This window comes from Bradyrhizobium sp. 21 (assembly GCF_023073335.1).
Lineage (GTDB): Bacteria > Pseudomonadota > Alphaproteobacteria > Rhizobiales > Xanthobacteraceae > Bradyrhizobium.
Genome location: NZ_JADPJG010000006.1, coordinates 353115 through 373935, shown reverse-complemented (window position 1 = coordinate 373935; position 20821 = coordinate 353115). Strand labels below are relative to the sequence as shown.

The 20821-nt window shown below is 63.5% G+C and carries 22 protein-coding genes and 1 pseudogene; 11 read left to right on the top strand and 12 right to left on the bottom strand.

The annotated features are described in order from the left end of the window. Positions 1-70: 70 nt before the first annotated feature. Positions 71-1096: an aldo/keto reductase gene (locus IVB31_RS11540; RefSeq protein ID WP_247321915.1), complete on the bottom strand. Its 1026-nt coding sequence runs from the start codon at positions 1094-1096 to the stop codon at positions 71-73. Between the two features lie 121 nt (positions 1097-1217). Further along, positions 1218-2120, bottom strand: coding sequence for a transcriptional regulator GcvA (gene gcvA / locus IVB31_RS11535; protein ID WP_247321913.1), 903 nt, complete (start codon positions 2118-2120; stop codon positions 1218-1220). Positions 2121-2345: 225 nt separating this feature from the next. Between gcvA and IVB31_RS11530 the strand changes: the two genes are divergently transcribed. Beyond that, positions 2346-3668: an aspartate aminotransferase family protein gene (locus IVB31_RS11530; protein ID WP_247321911.1), complete on the top strand. Its 1323-nt coding sequence runs from the start codon at positions 2346-2348 to the stop codon at positions 3666-3668. A 20-nt stretch (positions 3669-3688) separates the two neighbouring features. Then, complete coding sequence (locus IVB31_RS11525; protein WP_247321910.1) at positions 3689-4591, top strand: amino acid ABC transporter substrate-binding protein; 903 nt, start codon at positions 3689-3691, stop codon at positions 4589-4591. Here the strand turns inward: IVB31_RS11525 and IVB31_RS11520 are convergent. Together IVB31_RS11520 and IVB31_RS11515 are read right to left on the bottom strand one after the other, a co-directional pair. Next, on the bottom strand, positions 4588-4821 hold the full coding sequence (locus IVB31_RS11520; protein ID WP_247321909.1) for a hypothetical protein: 234 nt from the start codon (positions 4819-4821) through the stop codon (positions 4588-4590). The two genes, IVB31_RS11525 and IVB31_RS11520, sit on opposite strands and share 4 nt — an antisense overlap. A 102-nt stretch (positions 4822-4923) precedes the next feature. Further along, positions 4924-5880, bottom strand: a complete 957-nt coding sequence (locus IVB31_RS11515) for a helix-turn-helix domain-containing protein (protein ID WP_247321907.1) — start codon at positions 5878-5880, stop codon at positions 4924-4926. A gap of 210 nt (positions 5881-6090) precedes the next feature. Between IVB31_RS11515 and IVB31_RS11510 the strand changes: the two genes are divergently transcribed. Further along, positions 6091-7107 carry a carbon-nitrogen hydrolase family protein gene (locus IVB31_RS11510; protein WP_247321905.1) on the top strand — a complete coding sequence of 339 codons (1017 nt, stop codon included), beginning with the start codon at positions 6091-6093 and terminating at the stop codon, positions 7105-7107. 28 nt (positions 7108-7135) lie between these two features. Then, the gene (locus IVB31_RS11505) at positions 7136-8176 is read left to right on the top strand and encodes a phenylacetaldoxime dehydratase family protein (RefSeq protein WP_247321903.1); all 1041 of its coding nucleotides are present in this window, start codon (positions 7136-7138) and stop codon (positions 8174-8176) included. A gap of 91 nt (positions 8177-8267) precedes the next feature. On the opposite strand, the gene IVB31_RS11500 is transcribed toward IVB31_RS11505, so the two are convergent. Then, positions 8268-8852: a DUF1349 domain-containing protein gene (locus IVB31_RS11500; protein WP_247321900.1), complete on the bottom strand. Its 585-nt coding sequence runs from the start codon at positions 8850-8852 to the stop codon at positions 8268-8270. Between the two features lie 67 nt (positions 8853-8919). Between IVB31_RS11500 and IVB31_RS11495 the strand changes: the two are divergent. Beyond that, a pseudogene (locus IVB31_RS11495) lies at positions 8920-9085 on the top strand (transposase); the annotation flags it as partial. Between the two features lie 27 nt (positions 9086-9112). Here the strand turns inward: IVB31_RS11495 and IVB31_RS11490 are convergent. Next, positions 9113-9751 (bottom strand): HAD family hydrolase, encoded by a 639-nt coding sequence (locus IVB31_RS11490; RefSeq protein ID WP_247321899.1) that lies wholly within the window; start codon positions 9749-9751, stop codon positions 9113-9115. Positions 9752-9833: 82 nt separating this feature from the next. Beyond that, a complete protein-coding gene (locus IVB31_RS11485) occupies positions 9834-10898 on the bottom strand; it encodes a TRAP transporter substrate-binding protein (RefSeq protein ID WP_247321898.1) in 1065 nt (354 codons plus the stop codon). A gap of 108 nt (positions 10899-11006) precedes the next feature. Here IVB31_RS11485 and IVB31_RS11480 point away from each other — a divergent pair, with 108 nt between their 5' ends. The 4 genes from IVB31_RS11480 to tsaA all read left to right on the top strand — a co-directional run bounded on the left by IVB31_RS11480 (position 11007) and on the right by tsaA (position 13669). Next, entirely contained in the window at positions 11007-11957 is a 951-nt protein-coding gene (locus tag IVB31_RS11480) for a lytic transglycosylase domain-containing protein (RefSeq protein ID WP_247321897.1), read from the top strand. A gap of 102 nt (positions 11958-12059) precedes the next feature. Then, positions 12060-12800: an AzlC family ABC transporter permease gene (locus IVB31_RS11475; RefSeq protein WP_247321896.1), complete on the top strand. Its 741-nt coding sequence runs from the start codon at positions 12060-12062 to the stop codon at positions 12798-12800. Further along, positions 12797-13147 carry an AzlD domain-containing protein gene (locus IVB31_RS11470; protein ID WP_247321895.1) on the top strand — a complete coding sequence of 117 codons (351 nt, stop codon included), beginning with the start codon at positions 12797-12799 and terminating at the stop codon, positions 13145-13147. The genes IVB31_RS11475 and IVB31_RS11470 overlap by 4 nt, the downstream gene beginning before the upstream one ends. 30 nt (positions 13148-13177) lie before the next feature. Beyond that, on the top strand, positions 13178-13669 hold the full coding sequence (tsaA, locus tag IVB31_RS11465) for a tRNA (N6-threonylcarbamoyladenosine(37)-N6)-methyltransferase TrmO (RefSeq protein ID WP_247321894.1): 492 nt from the start codon (positions 13178-13180) through the stop codon (positions 13667-13669). A 13-nt stretch (positions 13670-13682) separates the two neighbouring features. Here tsaA and IVB31_RS11460 read toward each other — a convergent pair whose 3' ends face one another. From IVB31_RS11460 to IVB31_RS11440, 5 genes are all read right to left on the bottom strand, one after another. Next, entirely contained in the window at positions 13683-15872 is a 2190-nt protein-coding gene (locus IVB31_RS11460) for a hypothetical protein (RefSeq protein WP_247321893.1), read from the bottom strand. 152 nt (positions 15873-16024) lie between these two features. Next, complete coding sequence (locus IVB31_RS11455) at positions 16025-16453, bottom strand: HIT family protein (protein ID WP_247321892.1); 429 nt, start codon at positions 16451-16453, stop codon at positions 16025-16027. Between the two features lie 78 nt (positions 16454-16531). Then, entirely contained in the window at positions 16532-17773 is a 1242-nt protein-coding gene (locus tag IVB31_RS11450; RefSeq protein WP_247321891.1) for a GNAT family N-acetyltransferase, read from the bottom strand. A gap of 117 nt (positions 17774-17890) precedes the next feature. Beyond that, positions 17891-18637: a glycerophosphodiester phosphodiesterase gene (locus IVB31_RS11445; protein ID WP_247321889.1), complete on the bottom strand. Its 747-nt coding sequence runs from the start codon at positions 18635-18637 to the stop codon at positions 17891-17893. A gap of 16 nt (positions 18638-18653) precedes the next feature. Beyond that, positions 18654-19121, bottom strand: coding sequence for a RidA family protein (locus IVB31_RS11440; RefSeq protein ID WP_247321888.1), 468 nt, complete (start codon positions 19119-19121; stop codon positions 18654-18656). Between the two features lie 236 nt (positions 19122-19357). Between IVB31_RS11440 and IVB31_RS11435 the strand changes: the two genes are divergently transcribed. Then, on the top strand, positions 19358-20203 hold the full coding sequence (locus IVB31_RS11435) for a cell envelope integrity EipB family protein (protein WP_247321886.1): 846 nt from the start codon (positions 19358-19360) through the stop codon (positions 20201-20203). A gap of 203 nt (positions 20204-20406) precedes the next feature. Beyond that, positions 20407-20808, top strand: coding sequence for a RidA family protein (locus IVB31_RS11430; RefSeq protein WP_247321885.1), 402 nt, complete (start codon positions 20407-20409; stop codon positions 20806-20808). Positions 20809-20821 lie beyond the last annotated feature (13 nt).

Below are 20821 nucleotides of genomic sequence, written 5' to 3'. Positions count from 1 at the left end.
CCCGGCGCGGCAAGCATGGGTCGGGAGCGCCTGCGCGGGCCCTCAGCCCTCAAAGCGATTGAACCGGATTTTACACCGGCGGCGGATTGCGATCGGAGAAGGTCCCCCGCTGGTGCCAGTAGGGATAGGGCAACGTCACCTTGCTCGCCGCATCGAGCCTTGCGATCTGGTCCTTGGTCAACGACCAGCCGACCGCGCCGAGATTTTCGCGCAGCTGCGTCTCGTTGCGCGCGCCGATGATCAGCGTCGAGACCGTTGGTCGCTGCAGCAGCCAGTTGAGCGCGATCTGCGAGACGCTCTTGCCCGTTTCCTTCGCGACCTCGTCGATGGCGTCGACGACACGATAGACGTGCTCGTCCGGCACGGGCGGGCCGAAATCGGCCGTCTTGGGCAGGCGGCTCACCTCAGGCTTTGGCTGGCCGCGGCGGATCTTTCCGGTGAGACGCCCCCATCCGAGCGGCGACCAGACCACGGCGCCGAGTCCCTGGTCGAGGCCAAGCGGCATCAGCTCCCATTCGTAGTCGCGCCCGATCAGGGAATAATAGGTCTGATTGGCGACGTAACGCGGAAAGCCGTGCTTGTCGGCGACGGTGAGCGACTTCATCAGGTGCCAACCCGAAAAATTCGAGACGCCGACGTAGCGGATCTTGCCGGCGCGCACCAGCACATCGAGGGTCGCAAGCACCTCTTCAGGCGGGGTGAAGGCGTCGAAGCCGTGGAGCTGGAACAGGTCGATGTAATCGGTCCCGAGCCGGCTCAGCGAAGCGTCGATGGCCGCGAGCAGATGCTGCCGTGACGATCCGATGTCGTTGGGGCCGTCGCCGAAACGGAACGTGACCTTGGTCGAGACCAACACCTTGTCGCGGCGGCCCTTGATGGCCTCGCCGAGAACGCGCTCGGACTCGCCGAGCGAATAGACGTTCGCGGTGTCGAACATCGAGACGCCGGCATCGAGGCAGATATCCAGAAGGCGCCGCGCCTCGGTCGCGTCCGTCGTGCCCCACGCAGCAAGGCGGCCAACGCCGCCGAAAGTGCCGGTCCCGAGACTCAAGGCGGGCACCATGAGGCCTGAGCGGCCCAAGCGTCGGTATTCCATCGATATGCTCCTCGGCTGGCCGCTGATTAAGCGCTGCGGCCTTGTGCGAAATTAGCGCAAGCATGAGCGTCATACCATCGCGCGCACACATGGCGGCTCTGCTTTGCGAGGTGAGCCCTCGTTACGTCATTGTCGTCTGCAAATTCGCAGCTGTAATCTTTGCGCGCAGCCAGGTCTCGAACGCGCCGACATGGCTGCGGCCTTTGGTTTCGGCAGACCGCACCAGATAATAGGACACCGTTTCGACTTCGAACTCCGGTTGGCGAAATGGTGCAACGAGCGTGCCCCGGGCGAGCTCCTCGGCGGCGAGAATCTCGCTTTCCAGAACGACGCCAAGACCTTCGGCTGCCGCGTCGATGGCCATGGTGGACCGGTCGAACCACAATTCGTGGCGCGCCTTGATGGTCGATCCGACGACCTTTCGCAAGTAGTCGGTCCAGGTCAGTGCGTTCGAGGAATGGATCAAGGTGGCGCGGGCGAGATCAGCGGGCTCGCGAAGCCCAAGCTGTTCGATCAGCTGCGGGCTGCAGAGCGGACGCAGGCGTTCGGCCAGCAGCGGTTCGACCTGCCTCCCGTCGAGAGTTGGAGGGTGACCATAGGCAATGGCAAGATCGAAGCGAATGGTTTCGAGATCACGCAAATCGGCGATGGTCGACAGCCTGATCCCGATCTCTGGATGCTGGCCGATGAAATTCCCGATCCGCGGCTGCAGCCATTTGGCGGCGAAGCTCGGGCCGCTCGCGATGAAGAGATGATTGCGCTGCGATTGCGGCGCCACCAGCCTGGTCGCGCCGATGATCGTTCCGAAGGCGCGCTCGATCTCGCTGGCATAGAGGCGGCCTGCATTGGTGAGCACCGCGCGGCCGGCGTGTCGGGAAAAGACGCGGACGCCGAGGAAATCCTCGAGCTTCTGGATATGATGGCTGATTGCGGAGGGCGTCACGCCGAGCTCCTCGGCGGCGCGGCTGAAGCTGCCGTGGCGCGAGGCCGCTTCGAACGCCGACAGCGCCTTGAGCGGGGGCATTCGCGGCCGGTCCGTTGACTCTACGTCATCGGCTGCTGAATTTTTTGAATTGGCGCCCATCATGTCTGCCCGATACGAATTGCCGTGTTGATCAGGCAATTTTCGTACCGCGAACGCCCTGACGCAACAGCTTCGTGTCCCAAAACGCCCCAAGACCGGCGAGCGCAATCCGCATCGCCGCGCCGCACAGCCGTGCGGCGAATGCCGCTCGGCCGAGGAGAACGCATGACTTCAGCGCTGAAACAGGCCGCCGACGAATTCCTGGTCCGATACGGCGGAGACGTATTCCCGAACCTCTTCACCTCCGCGAAGGGGACCGTCGTCACCGACAGCGACGGGCGCGAGTATCTTGATTTCACCTCCGGCCAGATGTGCGCCACCATTGGCCACAATCATCCCGCGATCATTGCGGCGGTGGAGAGGGCGGGCAAGAAGGCGTTCCATCTCTTCAGCGGGATGATTCCGGAAGTCGTGGCCGAGCTTGCCCAGGTGCTGGCTGAGGACTGGCTGCCCGGTGACCTCAAGCGCTCGATCTTCATCAACACCGGTTCGGAAGCGACCGAAGTCGCGCTCCGGATGGCCAAGATGTACACCGGCGGTTACGAGGTGCTCGTCCTCGGCGGCTCCTGGCACGGCATTACCGGCGGGGCCGCCTCGGTCTCGATGGCGAGCGACCGCAAGGGCTATGGCGTGCCGCCGCCCGGCGTGTACGTGATCCCGGAGCCCAACGCTTACCGGCCTTACATCGACAAGGGGAGCGAGGAAGCGTCCGCGCTCGCCAATCTCGAGCTTGCGTTAAAAATGTTCGACATGCAGTCGAGCGGGCGGGGTGCGGCGATCATCGCCGAGCCCGTGATCAGCGCCGGCGGCGTACTGGTGCCGCCGAAGGCCTTTATGGAGGCCCTGCGCAAGGCGGCCGACGCGCGCGGCATGCTGCTGATCTTCGACGAGGCCCAAACGGCGTTCGGGCGCATCGGCGAAAAGACGGGAGCCGAATATTTCGGCGTCGTCCCTGACATCATGACCATGTCCAAGACGCTCGGAGGCGGGCTTCCGCTTGCGGCCGTGTCGACCACTGAGGCGATCGAAAGCAAGCTTCACGAGGATCATTTCACCTACTACACCAGCCACGTCTCCGATCCTCTCCTCGCCGAGGTCGGGCTCGCGGTGCTGCGTGTGATCGCCGAGGAGAAGCTCGTCGAACGCGCCAACGTCATGGGCGCCTATCTGCGCGGCCGGTTCGAGGGGCTCCAGCAGAAGTACGAACAGATCGGCGACATCAGGGGCATGGGCCTTCTGCTTGGCGTCGAACTGGTCACCGATCGCAACAGTCGGGGCGCGGCCCATCAGCTCGGCGGACTGACGACGAAGAAGTGCTTCGAATACGGGCTGAGCATGAACATCCGCCGCCGCCCCGAACGCGGATCGGTGTGGCGCATCGCACCCCCGTTGACCGTCTCGATCGAGGAGATCGACCGCGCCGTCGACATCCTGGATCGGTCCTTGAGGGAAAGCCTCGACGAGCTGTCGCGAAATCCCGCCGCTTAAGCAACAGTCCGGAGGCTGACATGATCCGCAAACACGCGCCGCCGCTTGCCATTGCCGCCCTCTCGCTTGCGCTGCTTGATATTCCAGCAGCGCAAGCGGCCAGCCAGACCCTCGAAAAGATCAAGGAGGTCGGAAAAGTCACGTTTGGCTACCGCGAGGCCTCAATTCCGTTTGCTTATCTCGGGGCCGATCAGAAGCCGACCGGCCTCTCGCTCGATCTCTGCTCCGCTGTGGCTGACAGGATCAAGGCAGTGTTAAAGAGGTCTGCGCTGCAAATCGACTACGTGCCGGTGAATGCGTCCAATCGTATTCCGCTGCTCCAGAATGGGACCATCGACGTCGAGTGCGGCAGCACGACCAACACCGCCGAACGGCAGAAGCAGGTCTCTTTCTCCGTCGCGACGTATGTGGCATCGCCGCGCTGGCTGGTGTCTGCCTCCTCGCAGGTGATGGAGCCGAAAGGTATCGACGGGCAGACCGTCGTCATCACGCAGGGCTCGCTGAACTTCGCGGTCGCCAGGAAGTTTCTGGACGACCAGAAACTGAATGTGACTATCGTTCAGGCCAAGGACCACGCCGAGTCGCTTCTCATGCTTGGAACGGGCCGCGCCGTGGCGTGGTTCGAGGACGATATCCTGCTCGCCGGGCTCGTCGCGAACGCCTCCGATCCCAAGGCTTTCCGTATGCTGGCGACGACCTATGCGCCGTCCTACTACGGGCTGATGACCCGCGGCGAGGATCCCGAATTCAAGGCTCTCGTCGATACCGCGATCAAGGAGAAAATGGCATCCGGCGCGTTCGACAAGCTCTATGCGAAATGGTTCGAGTCGCCAATCCCGCCGAAAGGACAGAACCTCCAGCTTCCCATGAGCGAAGCGATGAAGGCACGCGTCACATCTCCCAGCGATGCGCTCGTCCCCTAGTCGTGCCGGAGCATGTCGTCAAAGGCGGGATCGCTGGCTTGTCGGCTGCTCGTCGGCGTCGCCTGTGCGTCGCCCCTCGTTGCTGGCGAGGGAAAGCAAGCGGCGTCGTCATCGCGCGCCTGCCGCGGCAGCAGCGTCAGGGTCCAGCCCACCACGACCAGCACCGCGAGCCGGATCGCGATCACGCCCAGCAGGACCTCCGATCCGCTTGTCGTGGCGTGAGTCCTCATGTGCGCCAGCCTGATCCCGGCGGCAGCACACCTGACAATCTGGAATTCAGGAGCATTGCCTTCGCCTGAAGCGAAGGCTTGGGCCAATGGCTAGGGCGGATGTCAATGCCGCAACTGGCTGTGCCGGAAGTCGCGCGGCGACATTCCGAAGTGCTCGCGGAAGACGCGGCCGAAATGCGAGAGGTCGTTGAAGCCCCAGGCAAAGGCGATCTCGCTGATGTGGCGGTGGGCGAGCACGGCCGAGGCGAGATCGCGCCGGCATTGGGCGAGGCGCTCACCGAGGACGTAGCGCTGGAACGAGGCGTCCTCGTCGGCGAGGAGATCGTTCACATAGCGCGAGGAGATGCCGAGCGCCGCTGCGGTCTCCGACAGCGACAGGTCGGGATCGGCAAGGTGCGTCCGAATGTGCGCTTTCAGCCTGTAGAGCAGGGCAGAGCGGTGGGTCGACGACGGCAGCGATGTCTTGCCGAGCCGTTCGCTCAGCGCCATCGCCAGCAGATCGACAGCCTGTTCAGACAAGGCCGCGGCATTGTCCGGCGCGAGCCGGTCTGCGCTCTGGCAAAGCCTGACGATGAAATCGTAGGCGAGCCGTTCGAGCGGCACATCGGCGCCGAATGACATCGCGGTGAGCGTCTCGGTGCTGCCGAGCCGGCGCTGCAACAGATGCCGCGGCACCTTGAAGATGGTCTGGGTGAAAGTATCGTTGAACTTCAGCTCGTAGGGACGCGTGGTGTCGTAGAGTGCGAACTCGCCGGGATGGATCACGGTCTCGCGGCCGTCCTGCACGACGCCGCCGGCGCCGCGATTGCCAAGCGCGATGAGGACGAAATCCTGGTCCGAGCGCGCGATCCGCGAGGGCGTGCGGAAGACGTGCTGGCGGTCGGAAGAGACCTCGGAGCACACCGCCTTGCCGAGCGCGGCCTGCGTGACCGAGCCACGAAAGGCGCTGCCAAGATCCGATTTGCAGTCGAGCCCGACGAAGACGTCGCAGACGATGTCCTGCCAGAGGGCGAGACGCCGGTGGCTGGGGCTGCCGTCCGTGGTGAACTGGATGGACATGGGCTGGCCTCCCTTTCACGTCCCGAAAGTCGCGTGCGATCACTGCCCCGGCACAGATCGAGGCAAATTCCGTACCGCCATTCCAGTCGAATTTTCGTGCCGAGGCGGTCGAGCGGGCCACGTCCCGCTCTGGCCCTATAGACTGCATCGGGGGCGGGCCGCGATCAACCGGAAAGCGGCCCTGTCCCAGTGGAGCACGAGGAGGCGGGAATGGGCATCCAACATCCGAAATACAAGGTCGCGGTGGTGCAGGCGGCGCCCGCCTGGCTCGATCTCGACGCCTCGGTCGACAAGTCGATTGCGCTGATCAGGGAGGCGGCGGAAAAGGGCGCCAAGCTGATCGCCTTTCCGGAGGCCTTCATCCCCGGCTATCCCTGGCACATCTGGCTGGACTCTCCGGCCTGGGCGATCGGCCGCGGCTTTGTGCAGCGCTATTTCGACAATTCGTTGTCCTACGACAGTCCGCAGGCCGCGAAGCTGTGTGAGGCCGTGCGGAAGGCGAACCTCACCGCCGTGATCGGCCTGTCCGAGCGCGACGGCGGCAGCCTCTACCTGGCGCAATGGCTGATCGGGCCGGATGGCGAGACCATCGCGAAGCGCCGCAAGCTGCGGCCGACCCATGCCGAGCGCACGGTCTATGGTGAGGGCGACGGCAGCGACCTCGCCGTCCACGCCAGGTCCGACATCGGGCGCATCGGCGCGCTGTGCTGTTGGGAGCATCTCCAGCCGCTCTCGAAATATGCCATGTACGCCCAGAACGAGCAGGTGCATGTCGCGGCCTGGCCAAGCTTTTCGCTCTACGATCCCTTTGCACCGGCGCTCGGCGCCGAGGTCAACAACGCGGCTTCGCGCGTCTACGCGGTGGAGGGCTCCTGCTTCGTGCTGGCCCCTTGCGCGACAGTGTCACAGGCGATGATCGACGAACTCTGCGACCGGCCCGACAAACACGCACTGCTGCATACCGGGGGCGGCTTTGCCGCGATCTATGGCCCCGACGGCAGTCAGATCGGCGACAAGCTCGCGCCGGACCAGGAGGGGCTGTTGATCGCCGAGATCGATCTCGGCGCCATCGGCGTCGCCAAGAACGCCGCCGATCCCGCCGGGCACTATTCGCGGCCAGACGTGACGCGGCTCCTGCTCAACAAGAAGCGCTACCAGCGCGTCGAGCAGTTTGCGCTGCCGGTCGACACCGTCGAGCCCACGGACATTGCCGCGGCGGCGAGTTGATCGCCCGGATCGAAGGAGGGACACGATCATGGAATCTGCAATTCCTCTGCATCTCGAGACCCCGCGCACGCGCCACAAGCGCGTGCCGGACGATTACCAGCCGCCATATCCGTCCTTCGTGGCGCGCTACCAGCCCGCCGTGAGCCGCGTGGTGATGGCCTATTTCGGCCTTCAATATCGCGGCGCGGCGCCGACGGTTGCGACGGACGCGCTCGCCGAAATCGCGACGCGGTTTGCCACGGAAGGCGGGCCCTCGCATTGGGACCGCGCCCACTATGTCGACCAGGCCGGCCACGAGACCGTCGTCTCGGTGGCCTATTGGGACGACATCGTGCGCTTCGACGCCTGGTTCGGACCGGCGCGCGAGGCTTGGACCGGGACGCCGCGCGCGGGCGTCGGCACCTTCATCGAGGTGCTCCGCCCCATGGTGGCGCGGCACGAGACGCTGTTCTCCTCGGTCGGCCGGCCCGAGGGCATCGCCGTCCTCGCCGACGGCATGAGCGGCGAGGTGCAGGAGCACGCCTATTGGGGCGGCATGCGCGACCGTATCCCGCTGTCACAGACCGACGCGATGACGCCCGGCGGCGCTCCGGAACTGATCCGCGATGGCGCACGTCTGCGCGTGAAGGCGCATGACAATCTCTGCCTGATCCGATCAGGACAGGATTGGAGCGATACCCAGGCGTCGGAGCGAAAGCTCTATCTCAACGACGTCGAACCGGTGCTGCGCGAGGGCATGGATTTTCTGCGCGACGATGGGCTTGGCATCGGCTGCTACGCCAACCGTTACATGCGCGTGCTTGCAACTGACGGAGGCGCGAGCGAAAAGTCCTACGGTCAAAGCTGGTGGAAGAGCCTGGCTGCGCTGGAGCGGTGGGCAGAGTCGCATCCGACCCACGTCAAGATTTTTGGCGCGGCGATGAAATATCTTTCCACGCTCGGGCCGTCAGCGAAGCTGCGGCTCTATCACGAGGTCACGGTGGCCGCGGTCGACGAGCAGTTCTTCGAATATCTGAACTGTCACCCCAAGACCGGCATGCTGGCGGCGGTGGACACCGTCAGCGCCTGATAGACCAGGCCGTGTACCTATAAACGCCGCTGCCGCACAGGGGCCAACGCTCCAATCAGAAGGAGACATGCACCCCCTGCGAGGAAAATGCTCAGCTCAAGTCGTGCAGGTCTTTTCCGAGCGGTGGTGTCAGACGAAACGTCGAGAAAACGACTTCAAGCCCCGCTCGTTCGGGCGTGCAGGCCATCGGTCCCACAAGGTAAGAGTTTGCTTTCGGAAAGGTCGCCAGCCGCATGAGAGGCCAGGACTTGCCGTCGGCCGAAATTTGCAGTCGGAGGACACCGTTGACGACGGTTGCGCGGATCCAGAAGTCGTTGGCATTATGCTCATAGGGGGCTGTCGCCCAGTCTGACTGCTCGTTGGTCAATACACTCGCGAGCATGGGGCGGCCATCCGAGAGTTCAATCCCGGCCTTGACCCAGTGATGCGCGTCGACGCGCACCATGATGCCCGCCTGATCGTAAAGCGCACGGAAATCGCCCTGAACATGCAAATCGGCGGTGAATGCTTCGCTCGTCGGAAAGCCCAGGAAATGCCCGCTGTCGCGGTTGAAGCCGTAATGGGTTTCGCGCCAGAAATCGGTTGCCTTGTCCGTGAAGATCTGCAGATCGTCATCCTCTGCCGTCCATCGTTCAGGTTCATTCAGCCACACACCGTCACTTCTGCGAAGTATCATTTTTGACCTCGATCGTGGTCTGTCAACCAACAAGCACAGCATCGTGCATTGAGATTGAGAAGGCAACGTGGCCGCAGCCGCTTGCAAGCCGCGTGGCATTCCTCGGGTTGACGATCGTCATGTTCTCAATGAGATCTTCCGGGTCTTGCGATCTACCGGGGACATTTGGCCCGTACACTACTTGCTACAACCGCTTCGTTCGTTGGCGGCGCGCTGGAGTCTGGGGCCGCATCTGGCTGGCTGCCGTAATGAGTCCGTGCCTAGATCACGCAATGGCCCAGCAGCTCGGGATGCGCGGCGCAGATATGATGCGCGCCGGCGTCCCGCAGCTCGGTCTCGCTGCCATAACCATAGAGCACGCCGATCGCGGTCATGCCGTTGGTGCGGGCACCGATCACGTCGTGGCTGCGGTCGCCGATCATGATCGCTTTGCTCGCATCGACCTTGGCTTCGTCGAGCGCGTAACGCAGCAGGTCACGCTTGTCGACGCGGGTGCCGTCGAGCTCGGAGCCGAACACCCGCTCGAAATACGGTTTTAGTCCAAAATGCTCGACGATGCGGGTGGCGTAGACCGCGGGCTTGCTGGTGGCCACGAACATGCGCGGTGTCGTCGCGGCAAGCGTCGTCAGAGTGTCGATGATGCCGGCATAGGCCTCGTTCTCGAACAGGCCCACATCACTGAAGCGCTCGCGATAGAGCAGCAGCGCCCGGTCGGCGAGTTCCGCGCTGCCGGTGAGCTTTTGCAGGCTGGCATGCAGCGGCGGGCCAATGCACCAGGTCAGTTCGTCCTCGCTCGGCACGGCGACGTTCAGCCGCTCCAGGGCATACTGAATCGAGCGCGTAATCCCGGGCTTCGGGTTGGTCAGCGTGCCGTCGAGATCGAAATAGATCGTTTGCATCCGGGCAAATCTGAGTTGTCTGGCCTGCGTTGATATCGCCCCGTTGCTAGTGGGATCGGCCTTCAAGTCAAGTGCAGATACATCACTGCTGCCGGGCCCATTCGACGATCGCAGCAGCATCCGGACCTGCCTGCGTCTCCCAGGCGGCGATCGCGGGCGTCGCCGCCTTGCGCAGCGCGGCGACAAGGGACGGCGGCGCCGGCTCGGCGATGCGGACGCCATTGTCGCGCATGCGCGCATAATTTTCGGAGGTGCGATGGGCCAATAGCGCGAACTGGCTCTGCTCCGTCTCGGCCGCGGCGGCAAGCACCTCGCGCTGCATCGGCTCGGCGAGCTGGGCAAAGGCGTCGCTGCGGACGAAGGCAATCGAGATAGGCATCGCGTAGTTGATGGCGGTGAAATGCGGCAGGAAGTCCCACAGTTTGCGTCCCGCGCCGCCGTCGCCGGAGGTAAGGAACGCGTTTAGACGATGCTCCTTCAATCCGGCGAGCGCCGCGTCCATCGGGAGGAATTGTGCGTTCGCGCCGGCCGCACGCATGACCTCGCTGGAATTGGTGTCATACGCCCGCAAGTTCAGTTTCGGCAAATCATCGCCGCCGTCGAGCGACCGTTCCGACCAGAGGCCCGTGGCCGGCCAGATCGTCACATAGAGCAGTTTGAGGCCGCGCGCCGCGAGCGCCTTCTCATAGAGCGGGCGCGCCCGCGAATTGCTGGCGCGGGCGACCTCGACCGATTGCACGAGAAAGGGCAGGGTGGACAATCCGAGGACAGGGTCGAGGCCCGATAGCGCGCCCGCGAAGGCATCACCGCCCGCGATCCGGCCGTCCAGCGCCGCGCGCGGCATCTGGCCCGAGTTGATCTTGAGCTCGTTGTCGAAGGCGTTCGTCACGGTCACGAAACCGTGGGTGCGCTCGGAGACGCGGCTGGCGAAGGTCGTGAGCCCGATCCCGGAGATGTTATTCTCCGGGTATTCCGTGGTCATCCGCCAAGTGACCTGAGAATTGACTTGAGACGTGACCTGAGGGGTGACTTGAGCCGTCACCTGCGCGGTGGCTGGCACGACGCTCAGGATGAATGCAGCGAGGGCAAGGATCACGCGGATCCGTTTGGCGGGGTAACGCATTGGGAGAAGCAGGTCAGGCAGCATATATTGGCAACTCGTCGAACCATGGCACGATGCCACGACATGGCAATTCATCTTGTTGCATGCCGCGCCGGCGCGCGCCACCACCATGCCTGCCCGCGATGGCGGCAGATGGCATTGGGTATGAGCATCGCGCTGCTCGTCTCGGCGTCACAGGCCGCGGCGCTTGAAAACTCGCCCGCAAAGCCCGATGTCGCCGTCCCCAGCGTCGAAGAGCCGGCGCCGCCTCCGGAAAAGCCGGATGCGCGCGAGAGCGACACGCGGGAGTCGATCTGCCTGATCGTGGAGGCCGCCGCGCGCGATGCCAGTTTGCCGCTGGAATTCTTCGCCCGCGTGATCTGGCAGGAAAGCCGCTTCCAGGCTGATGCCGTCGGGCCCACGACGCGCAGCGGCGAACATGCGCAGGGGATCGCGCAATTCATGCCGGGCACCGCGAGCGAGCGCGGGCTGCTCAATCCCTTCAATCCGGTGCAGGCGCTGCCGAAGTCGGCGGAGTTCCTGAACGAGCTGCGCAACCAGTTCGGCAATCTCGGCCTGGCTGCCGCCGCCTACAATGCCGGGCCGCGCCGGGTGCAGGAATGGCTGGCCGGCACCGGCGGCATGCCGGAGCAGACCCGCAACTATGTCTACGCCATTACAGGTACCAGCGTCGATGCATGGGCCAAGGCGGGAGCGACAGGCAAGGGGCCGCCGAGCTCGCCGCCGACCAGCTGCCGCGATCTGATGGCGCTCTTGAAGCGCGCGCCGAACGCCTTCGTCGCCGAGCTCGAGCAGCATGTCGAGCTTGCCGCCGCAAAGATCTGGGGCGTGCAGCTCGCCGCCGGATTCGACCGGAGCAGGGCGCTGGCGATGTATTCCCGCGCGGTGACGCGGCTGAGCGCGGCGATCGGCGAGCGCGATCCGAGCCTGCTGAGCTCGGTGATGCGCAGCCGCGGCACGCGGGCTTTCTATCAGGTGCGCATCGGCGCCGATACGCGGAGCGAGGCGGATGAACTCTGCGGTCGCATCCGCAAGGCGGGCGGGGCCTGCTTCGTGCTGAAGAACCGGGGTGTGAGCGGGTAGGGGCGTGTCTTCGCGCATGCCAGCCCCGCCGCGTGCTTCCTTGACGCGAGGCACCGCATTGCCCGTTATGCGGGCACGATTCCTCAGCCGGCCAAAATTCCCGTGGCGCTTCCTCCGCTCGATTCACCTCAATGGCAAAGCCCCGGGCGTGCTTTTGCGTGGGGCCTGCGCTCGATCACGCAGACGATCCTCACCGTCGTGCTGTTCGTGACTTATCTGGGCATCGGCGCGCTCGCGCATGACAGCCATTTCAGCCTGCTCTGGGCGCTCTGCTCGACGCTATTCGTCTGGGCAGGTCCAGCGCAGATCATCCTCATCACCACGCTTGGTTCCGGCGCGACCGTCATCCAGTCCGCGATCGCGGTCACCGTGAGTGCGATCCGCCTGTTTCCGATGGTGGTCTCGGTGCTGCCGCTGATGCGCACGCCGACGACCAAGCGGCGCGAGATGATCTTTGCCGCACATCTCACCGCGGTGACGCTGTGGGTCGAATGCCACCGCTTCCTGCCGCAGGTGCCGCGCGAGCGGCGCATCGCCTTCGTCCACGGGCTCGGCTGCGGGCTGGTCTCGGTGTGTCTCACCGCCAACACGGTCGGCTATTTCCTTGCCGCCAATCTCACGCAGACGTTGGGCGCTGCGATCCTGCTGCTGACCCCGCTGTCGTTCCTGTTCTCGACCGCGCGCAACAGCCGCGAGGTCGCCGATGTCGTCGCGCTGGCGCTCGGGATCTTGCTCTACCCGTTGGCCGCGAAGATGAACTCCGGCCTCGACATCCTCGTCAGCGGCCTCGCAGCGGGCACGATTGCCTACGGCGTGCATTGGTGGCGGGAGGTGCGCGCATGAGCTTTGCGCAGCTCATTGGCGACTGGCACGCGCTGGCGGTGCTGTTCGTCGCCGGCGTCGTTCCCAACCAGATCTGGCGCATGCTGGGCCTGTGGTTCGGCGGCGGTATCGACGAGGGCTCTGAGCTGCTGGTGTGGGTGAGGGCAGTTGCCACCGCGATCCTGGCCGGCGTCATCGCCCAGATCGTAGTCGAGCCGCCGGGCGCGTTGGCAAGCGTGCCTGATGTCCTGCGCTACGGTGCGGTCGGCGCCGGCCTCGTCGTCTTTCTGCTGACCCGCCGCTCCATTTTCGCCGGCGTGGTCGCTGGTGAGGTCTTCCTGCTGGCCGGCACGTGGTGGTTGGGCTAAACCCTTCGCGAACAGCAGGGAACTGGAAATATGGTTCGCGAAAACGAGCTCCGCGAGGGCGAGGTCTCCATCGAGCTGCCGCCGACACGGGACGCCGGCCTCGTCTTCATCGGCCGTATCCGCACGCCCTGGACCTCGCGGATGGAGACGCCGCGGCAGGGGCGTCATGACGGCCCGGTATGCCGCCTCGAGATCTTCGAGCCGTTCGTGCCGGCGATCAAGGGCGTCGATTTCTACAGCAATCTCGAAGTGCTGTACTGGCTCGACAGGTCGCGCCGCGACATAGTTTTGCAGAGCCCGAAGAACAACGAGAAGACCCGGGGCACCTTCTCGCTGCGCTCGCCGGTGCGCCCCAACCCGATCGGCACGTCGATCGTGAAGCTCGTCGGTATCGAGGGAAATGCGATTCTAGTGCGCGGCCTCGATTGCATCGACAACACGCCGCTGATCGACATCAAGCCCGACCGTTGCGAGTTCACGCCACTGGCCGCGCCGCAGGCCGGGGATTTCCAGACGGAGTAGAACAAGTGGCTGCCTACCCTTGGTACGCACGAGACAGAGAAGACAGGAAGTCCTCGATCTCCCTCGCGAGGGCGATGCGGTCGCCGTGGAGATCCGTCTTTCCGGGCCATTTCTCGAAATCGGCGACGGCGCGGTGAATGGTAGCAATGGCATCTGCGTAGCTTTCCTGCGCAGACAAAATAGCATCCACCAAAAGCCTCTCGCCGTAGAGCGGCCCTGGATAAGCCTTCAAGTCGGCCAAGTGAAGCGGTGGGGCCGTGCCGAACAGCTGTATAAGGTTCCGAGCGACACTTTCGTGTGCCTCGTTGAAGCCCGGCCAATTGGGCAGCTCCGGACGCCGCAATACATATCGATGAAAGCTGTAAAGGATAAACGCCAGAACTGCTGACCGTTGCTCACGCTTCAGGATATCGGCACGATCATCGGAAGTGAAACCCGGAATATCGTACGCCGCGATATCAGCTTCCGTCATTGCCAACACCTTCTGCATGCGACTTATCGCCTGGAAAAGCTCACCCGCGTTTTCGGTCCTGTTCGAAAGATAGGTCCACCAATGATATTGCGCGCACCTCCGCTCGAAGCGAGCGCGGTTGAGAGTTTTCAGATTGCTCGGTTCGTTCTCCCGGAATGTCTCCAAGAAGTCATGCTTCATTGCGACATCCAGTTCGTTGATGGCCTTGTGAAATTCTCCTCGCTGAACGGCCAGTCCGGCGACGCGATACGCGAGCAAGGGGTCGCAAAAATGGCTCCTAAGTTTTGACGTATTGGTCCGAAAGTGAGTGTCCACAAACCTCATGTGGTCATAGATATAGGTCGCGGCCCAATATGGATCCTGGGGCATCCGCGCATTTTTCTTACCCAGCTTGAACCATTGAACGACGCGCATTCTTTGCTCGGCATTTCCCTTGAGTAGCACATAGCCAAGCATGAGGAGGATATACCGCCGCCGGCCCCAATCCTCCGGCTTGTCGTCGATCTTGAATGTCCGAAAGTCCAACACCGACGAGATGCTCAATTGCTCTATGTGCTTGAGCAGCTGTTCCAGTGTGTTGTCATTCACGATTGGGCGCGTGAGCCGCTCCTCCAATTGCCTGTTCAGTTCATCCACTTGCTTGAGCAGCGGATCCAGGGCGGGATCGTCGAAGAAATGTCGGCGCTTCCCAAGAGTTAGAGATTTGAGGTCCAGCTGGTCGTTGTCGTAGCCGATGATTAAGGGGACCAGCCTTTGGCTTTGCTCGAGGGCGCTGGTCAGGATGGTCTGCGTTTTGAATACCTGGTGCAGCAAGTCTCGGCTGTTGGTCGATCTTGCTGACGCCGAAGGCGCAGGGCCCGCGGCTTTCTCGATGCCGTATCGAACCTGATGCTCGATCTGCGCCCAGTTGTCTTGGAGCGCCGTACGGATTTGGACTTCGAAGTTGATCTTGCCGAGATGTTCAAGGGCCGCCATCTCCGCATCGAACAACGCTCGCTCGATTTTGGCGACCGCGCCTGCCTTTCCGTTTCCCGAACCAGCGTCGAGCGCCTTGAGGCTGTCCCACGTTCGGTCGGTCACGAACTTCAGCGTATCCAGTTGTTCGGTCGAGACCTGCTTTCGGCGACCTGGAGCCATGGAAGATGGAGCGATGGTCTTCAGGCGCACCTTCGCATACTCGGTGTCGATGCGTGCGATTGCGTGAATCGATTCGTATCCGCTATCCTTTTGCTGAACGCCGGTGACCTTGTCGAAAAGCCGGTTCATCTGATCGTATAGTTCAGCCGGAAAGAACGGCGATCCCTCCGGGAAAATGGAATAGATCCTCAGCTCCTCGACGCGCAGTTCTTGCCAGAACGACAGGAAGCCAATTGGGAGCAATTGGTCGCGGCCGGCGTACATGATGAAGCGAGCGCCGACGAGGTCTTGCACCAGATCCTCGGGACCAATCCTGCGGCCCAGATGGGCCTTGTCGAGCTCGGCGACTTTCTGCCCGTGGAGCTTGTTCCAGATCTTGTTGACGAAGCTTTCTCTTGCCTTCCGTCTCACGGAGAGCTTGACCAATTGATGGCTATGCAGTTGGTCAGCAAATATCGTCAGGTCCCTGTGAACTTTGCGCTCGACCGCGGAAATAATGTGATCGGCGCTATCGTACCACTCCTCGAAATCCTGCCGGACCCAATCCTTCAATTCCTGAAGTGTTTCCTTCGTCCCAAAGATCTTCTTGGCCATCCGTGCCCCAAATGACTTAAATCAAAGGCACACGTTTTAGTTGACGATGGCGGGCGTCACAAGGTGCTTCAGATTAGCCTTTCATTGAGTCGTGGGTCAGCCCGCGATGTTGCGTTGCGGCAGAGCGGAGATCGACCAGAGGGGGCGGTCGACTAGCCCCCCTTCAGCGCCGCGATCAGCCTGGTCGCGTTCTCTTCCAGCACTTTGACATCTTCCTTGCGGCTGGCGGGGGGCAGCATCGCCACGCCGTCGTGGCGCGGCATCACGTGCATGTGGAGATGAAATACCACCTGTCCGCCAGCCGCCTCGTTGAACTGCTGCACGGTGATGCCGTCGGCCTTGAATGCCGTCATCGCGGCAGCGGCGATCTTGTGCGCGCCGCGGGCGACATGGGCGTAGTCGTCGGACTTGATGTCGAGGATGTTGCGGGCGGGGGCTTTTGGGATCACCAGCGTGTGGCCCGGCACGCGCGGCATGATGTCAAGGAAGGCGAGCACGTGCTCGTCCTCGTAAACTTTGTGGCAGGGGAATTCGCCGCGCAGGATTTTTGCGAAGATATTGTTGGTGTCATAGGCGGTCATGGCGGCGGCTCCCAAAACTTTGCGCTTAGAATTTTGCGCTTAGATTTTGCGCTTACTGTCATCAGCCACGGCAAACCGTCAAGACGCCTCGTTGGCGCCTTTGCGGAACGGGCCGAGCTCGGCGAGCTCCCGTCCGGCTTCCGCGACATAGGCGCGCTCGCGCTCGAGGTAATCGTCGATGGCGCGGCGCAGGCCGGGATCGGCGATGAAGTGGGCGGAGTGGGTGGTCCGCGGCAGGTAGCCGCGCGCGATCTTGTGCTCGCCCTGCGCGCCGGCCTCGACATAGGTGAGGCCGCGGTTGATGGCGAAGTCGATCGCCTGATAGTAGCAGACCTCGAAATGCAAGAACGGATGATGCTCGACCGCGCCCCAGTTGCGGCCGAACAGCGTGTCCGAGCCGATGAAGTTGATCGCGCCGGCAATCCAGCGGTCGTTGCGGCGAGCCATCACCAGCAGCACGTCCTGGCTCATGGTCTCGCCGATCAGCGAGAAGAATTCGCGGGTGAGATAAGGCCGACCCCATTTGCGCGAGCCGGTCTCCATGTAGAACATGAAGAACGCGTCCCACGCGTCCTCGGTGATGTCTTTGCCGGTGAGGCAGTGGATCGTGATGCCTGCGGCGAGCGCGTCACGCCGCTCGCGCTTGATCGACTTGCGGTGGCGTGAGTTCAGGGTGGCGAGGAAGTCGTCGAAGGTGGAAAAACCTTCGTTGTGCCAGTGGAACTGCTGGTCGGTGCGCTGGAGGAAGCCGTGCTTGGCGAGCAGCTTCCACTCCGCCTCCCGGGCGAAGGTGACGTGCACCGAGGAGGCCTTGCTGACGCCGCACAGCGCCACCAGCCCGCTCGCCAGCGCCTCCGTGATGCCCTCGCGATCGACGCCGTCGCGGACCAGTAGCCGGGGTCCGGTGGCCGGGGTAAAGGGAACCGAGACCTGCAGCTTCGGATAGTACCGCCCGCCGGCACGTTCATAGGCATCGGCCCAGCCGCGATCGAAAACGTATTCGCCTTGCGAGTGCGATTTCAGATAGCAGGGCACCACGCCGGCGACGCACCCATTGGCTTTGGCCACGAGATGCCGTGGGCCCCAGCCGGTGCGGATCGTCGCCGAACCTGATTTCTCGACGGCTGATAAAAACGCGTGGGAGACGAACGGGTTATAGGCAGGTTTTGAGAGGCCGAGGGAATCGCCTGGAAGGGCGGATGAGGTTCCCTTGCCATGCCCGTTACAAATCTTGCCGGGATGGGCGCAAGCGTCCCAATCCTCGGCAGAGACCTCGCCGATGGAAGGTACGGCCTCAAGTGTGATTTCAGGTGATGCCATCGTGCCCAAGATCGTGCATTGCGGCAGCGACTTCAAGAGGGCGGAACTCACCTCTGCAAATGCACGCACAGCGCCTATCCGCGAGTCGTCCTGGCTTTCGCCAGCACGACATAGCGCCTACGGCACAAACCCCTCAAAAATCATCTGATCCGCATATTGCCCGACCCGCGTCCGCTGCTCGGGTGTGCGGACGGTCCAGCCGAGCAGGGCGCAGCCGAAGACGTTGCGGGCGATCCAGGGGGCGGGGGCCGGGAGGTGGTCGACCTTGAAGGCGACGAAGTGGGGCTGGGTCTGGAAGCCGTGACGCAGGTACAGCATGCTGTCGCGCTGCTCTTGAGTCAGGTAGGCCCAATACTCGTCCTCATAGCTGCGCTGGGCGACGATGCCGCGCGGGCGGGAGGGCAACAGCTCGCGTAGCGCAAGCACCTGGTCGGGATCGAAGGACATGCCGACGGCGGGCCCGTCATAGGATGCCAGTACCTCGGCCATCCGCGTGACCAGCTTTCGGTCGCCGTCAAAATGGCTCTTGACCTCGATCACCAGCGGCACGCGGCCGGCGACCATGGTGCAGAGGTCGGACAGCGACATCATCCGCTCGGCCGTTTCCTTGAACTTGAGGCCCCTCAGTTCGGCTGCGGTCTTCTCGACCAGTTCGCCGGTGGCCTCGGTGAGGCGGCCGAGTGCATGGTCGTGATGCACCATGGCCTCGCCGTCGGCGGAGAGCTGGATATCGACCTCGATCGAGAAATTGCCCGCGATCGCAGCCTGCACCGCGCCCGGCATGTTCTCCACGATACCACGGGAGATGTCATGCAGACCGCGATGGGCAACCGGCCGGGCTGTCAGCCAATCAGGGGCGCGCAACGCCGTCAGCTCCGCCTCAGGCGACCTCGAACACGCCTTCGACCTCGACCGCAGCATCCGCGGGCAGCGAGGCGACGCCGACGGTGGTGCGGGCGTGGCGGCCCTTGTCGCCGAAGGCGGCGACCATCAGGTCCGAGGCGCCGTTGAGCACCTTTGGCCCGTCCAGGAAGTCCGGGGCCGAGTTGATGAAGCCGCCGAGACGCACCACGCGCACGACTTTGTCGAGGTCGCCGAGCGCCGCCTTTACCTGGGCCAGCAAATTGACCGCGCAGCCGCGCGCAGCCGCAACGCCTTCCTCTATGGAGACGCCGGCGCCAAGCTTGCCCTTGGCGATCAGCTTGCCGTCGGGGGCGAAGCAGACCTGGCCGGAGACGAACAGCAAATTGCCGGTGCGCACGAAGGGCACGTAATTGGCCACGGGGGTGGGAGCCTCGTGCAGCTTGATGCCCTGTTCCGCCAGTTTCTGCTCGACCGTGCCCGCCATGTTCGACCTCAATGTCCAGGAAAATTCATCCGCCCCGGCACGTCCGTCGGCTGCCGGGGCGCGCCCTGTTTCGCCCATCGTGCCGCCACATGCAAGCAACCGGAGGGGGCTGCATTTGTTGAGGCAGGGCAGGAGGTTCAAGGCGGGGGCCGCAACATTACGTGAAACGGCCTCAGTTGCGACGCAATGGAACGGTCACTAAACTGTCGAATCTGCGCTTTCCCCAGGGAACAGACATGCTGCACCTTTTCCGGACTTCACTCGGTGTGACGGCGCTCGCGGCCGCTGCTTTTGGCCCCGGAGCCGTCGCGCAGGCCGCCAACGGTCCATTCCTCGCGCATCAGGCGCTCTATGATTTGAGCCTGGTCAAATCCCGCTCGAACTCGGTCAACAGCGCGCGCGGCCGCATCCTATACAATTTCACCGGAAGTTCGTGCGAGGGCTACACCTCCGAATTCCGCCAGGTCTCCGAGCTCGACAGCGGCGAGGGCAAGGTCACGCTCAGCGACCTCCGCTCCAACTCCTGGGAGGACGCCGCGGGAAAAAGCTACCGCTTCAAGATCGAGACGCGCATGAACGAAGCCGATGCCGGCCGGGTCGACGGTTCGGCCGAGCGCGACGGCGACCACATCAACGTCAAGCTGAAGCTGCCGGCGCCGAAGAATTTCACCCTCGACGGCAAGATCGTGTTTCCGACCGAGCAGATCCAGCGCATCATCGCCGCCGCCAAGGACGGCAAGTCGCTGCTCGAGCTCTCGGTGTATGACGGCTCCGACGACGGCCAGAAGGTCTACAACACGCTGACCGTGATCGGCCAGCCGATCGCCGCCGACCGCACTGCCGCGCCTGATGCATCGACGTCGGACGAGCACATGAAATCGCTCAAGCGCTGGCCCGTGACCGTCAGCTATTTCGACCACGACGCCCAGCAGAAGGAAGGCGAGCAGACGCCGGTCTATGCGATGGCCTTCGAGCTCTACGAAAACGGCGTCTCGCGCCAGCTCGTGCTGGATTACAACGATTTTGTGATTTCCGGCGCGATGGGCAAGTTCGACGCGAAGGACAGCAAGCCCTGCAATTGAGGGGCCGCGTTCTCTCCTCGTCGTTGCGAGCCACGGGGTCCGCGCGACGCGGCCCGATGACAGGCTCCGCGAAGCAATCCAGAACCCCTCAGCGGAAAGATTCTGGATTGCTTCGTCGCAAGAGCTCCTCGCAATGACGGACTAGCTCTCAGCCCGCTCTGCGGCTACGCTCCCTGCCAACCACAAACTCCGGGGAGCCAGTCATGCCCAAGCTCGATCATCTCCGCCCCAGCGGCCTGCATCACAATCCCGCCTATTCCCACGTCGTCACCGCCACGGGCGCACGCACCATCTACATCTCTGGCCAGGTATCGGTGGATGAGGAGGGGCGGATCGTCGGCGAGGGCGATATCGCCGCGCAGACCACGCAGGTGATGCAGAATCTCGGCCACGCGTTGAAGGCGGCCGGCGCCAGCTATTCCAACATCGTGAAGATCACGACCTTCGTCGTGAACTACAAGCCGGAGCTGCGCCCGATCATCGGCAAGGCCCGTTCCGCCTTCTTCGAAGGCATGGAGCCGCCTGCCTCTACCCTCGTCGGCGTCTCCGCGCTCGCCGCGCCGGAATGGATGATCGAGATCGAGGCGATCGCGGTGGCGGATTGATGCCGTAGTGGCG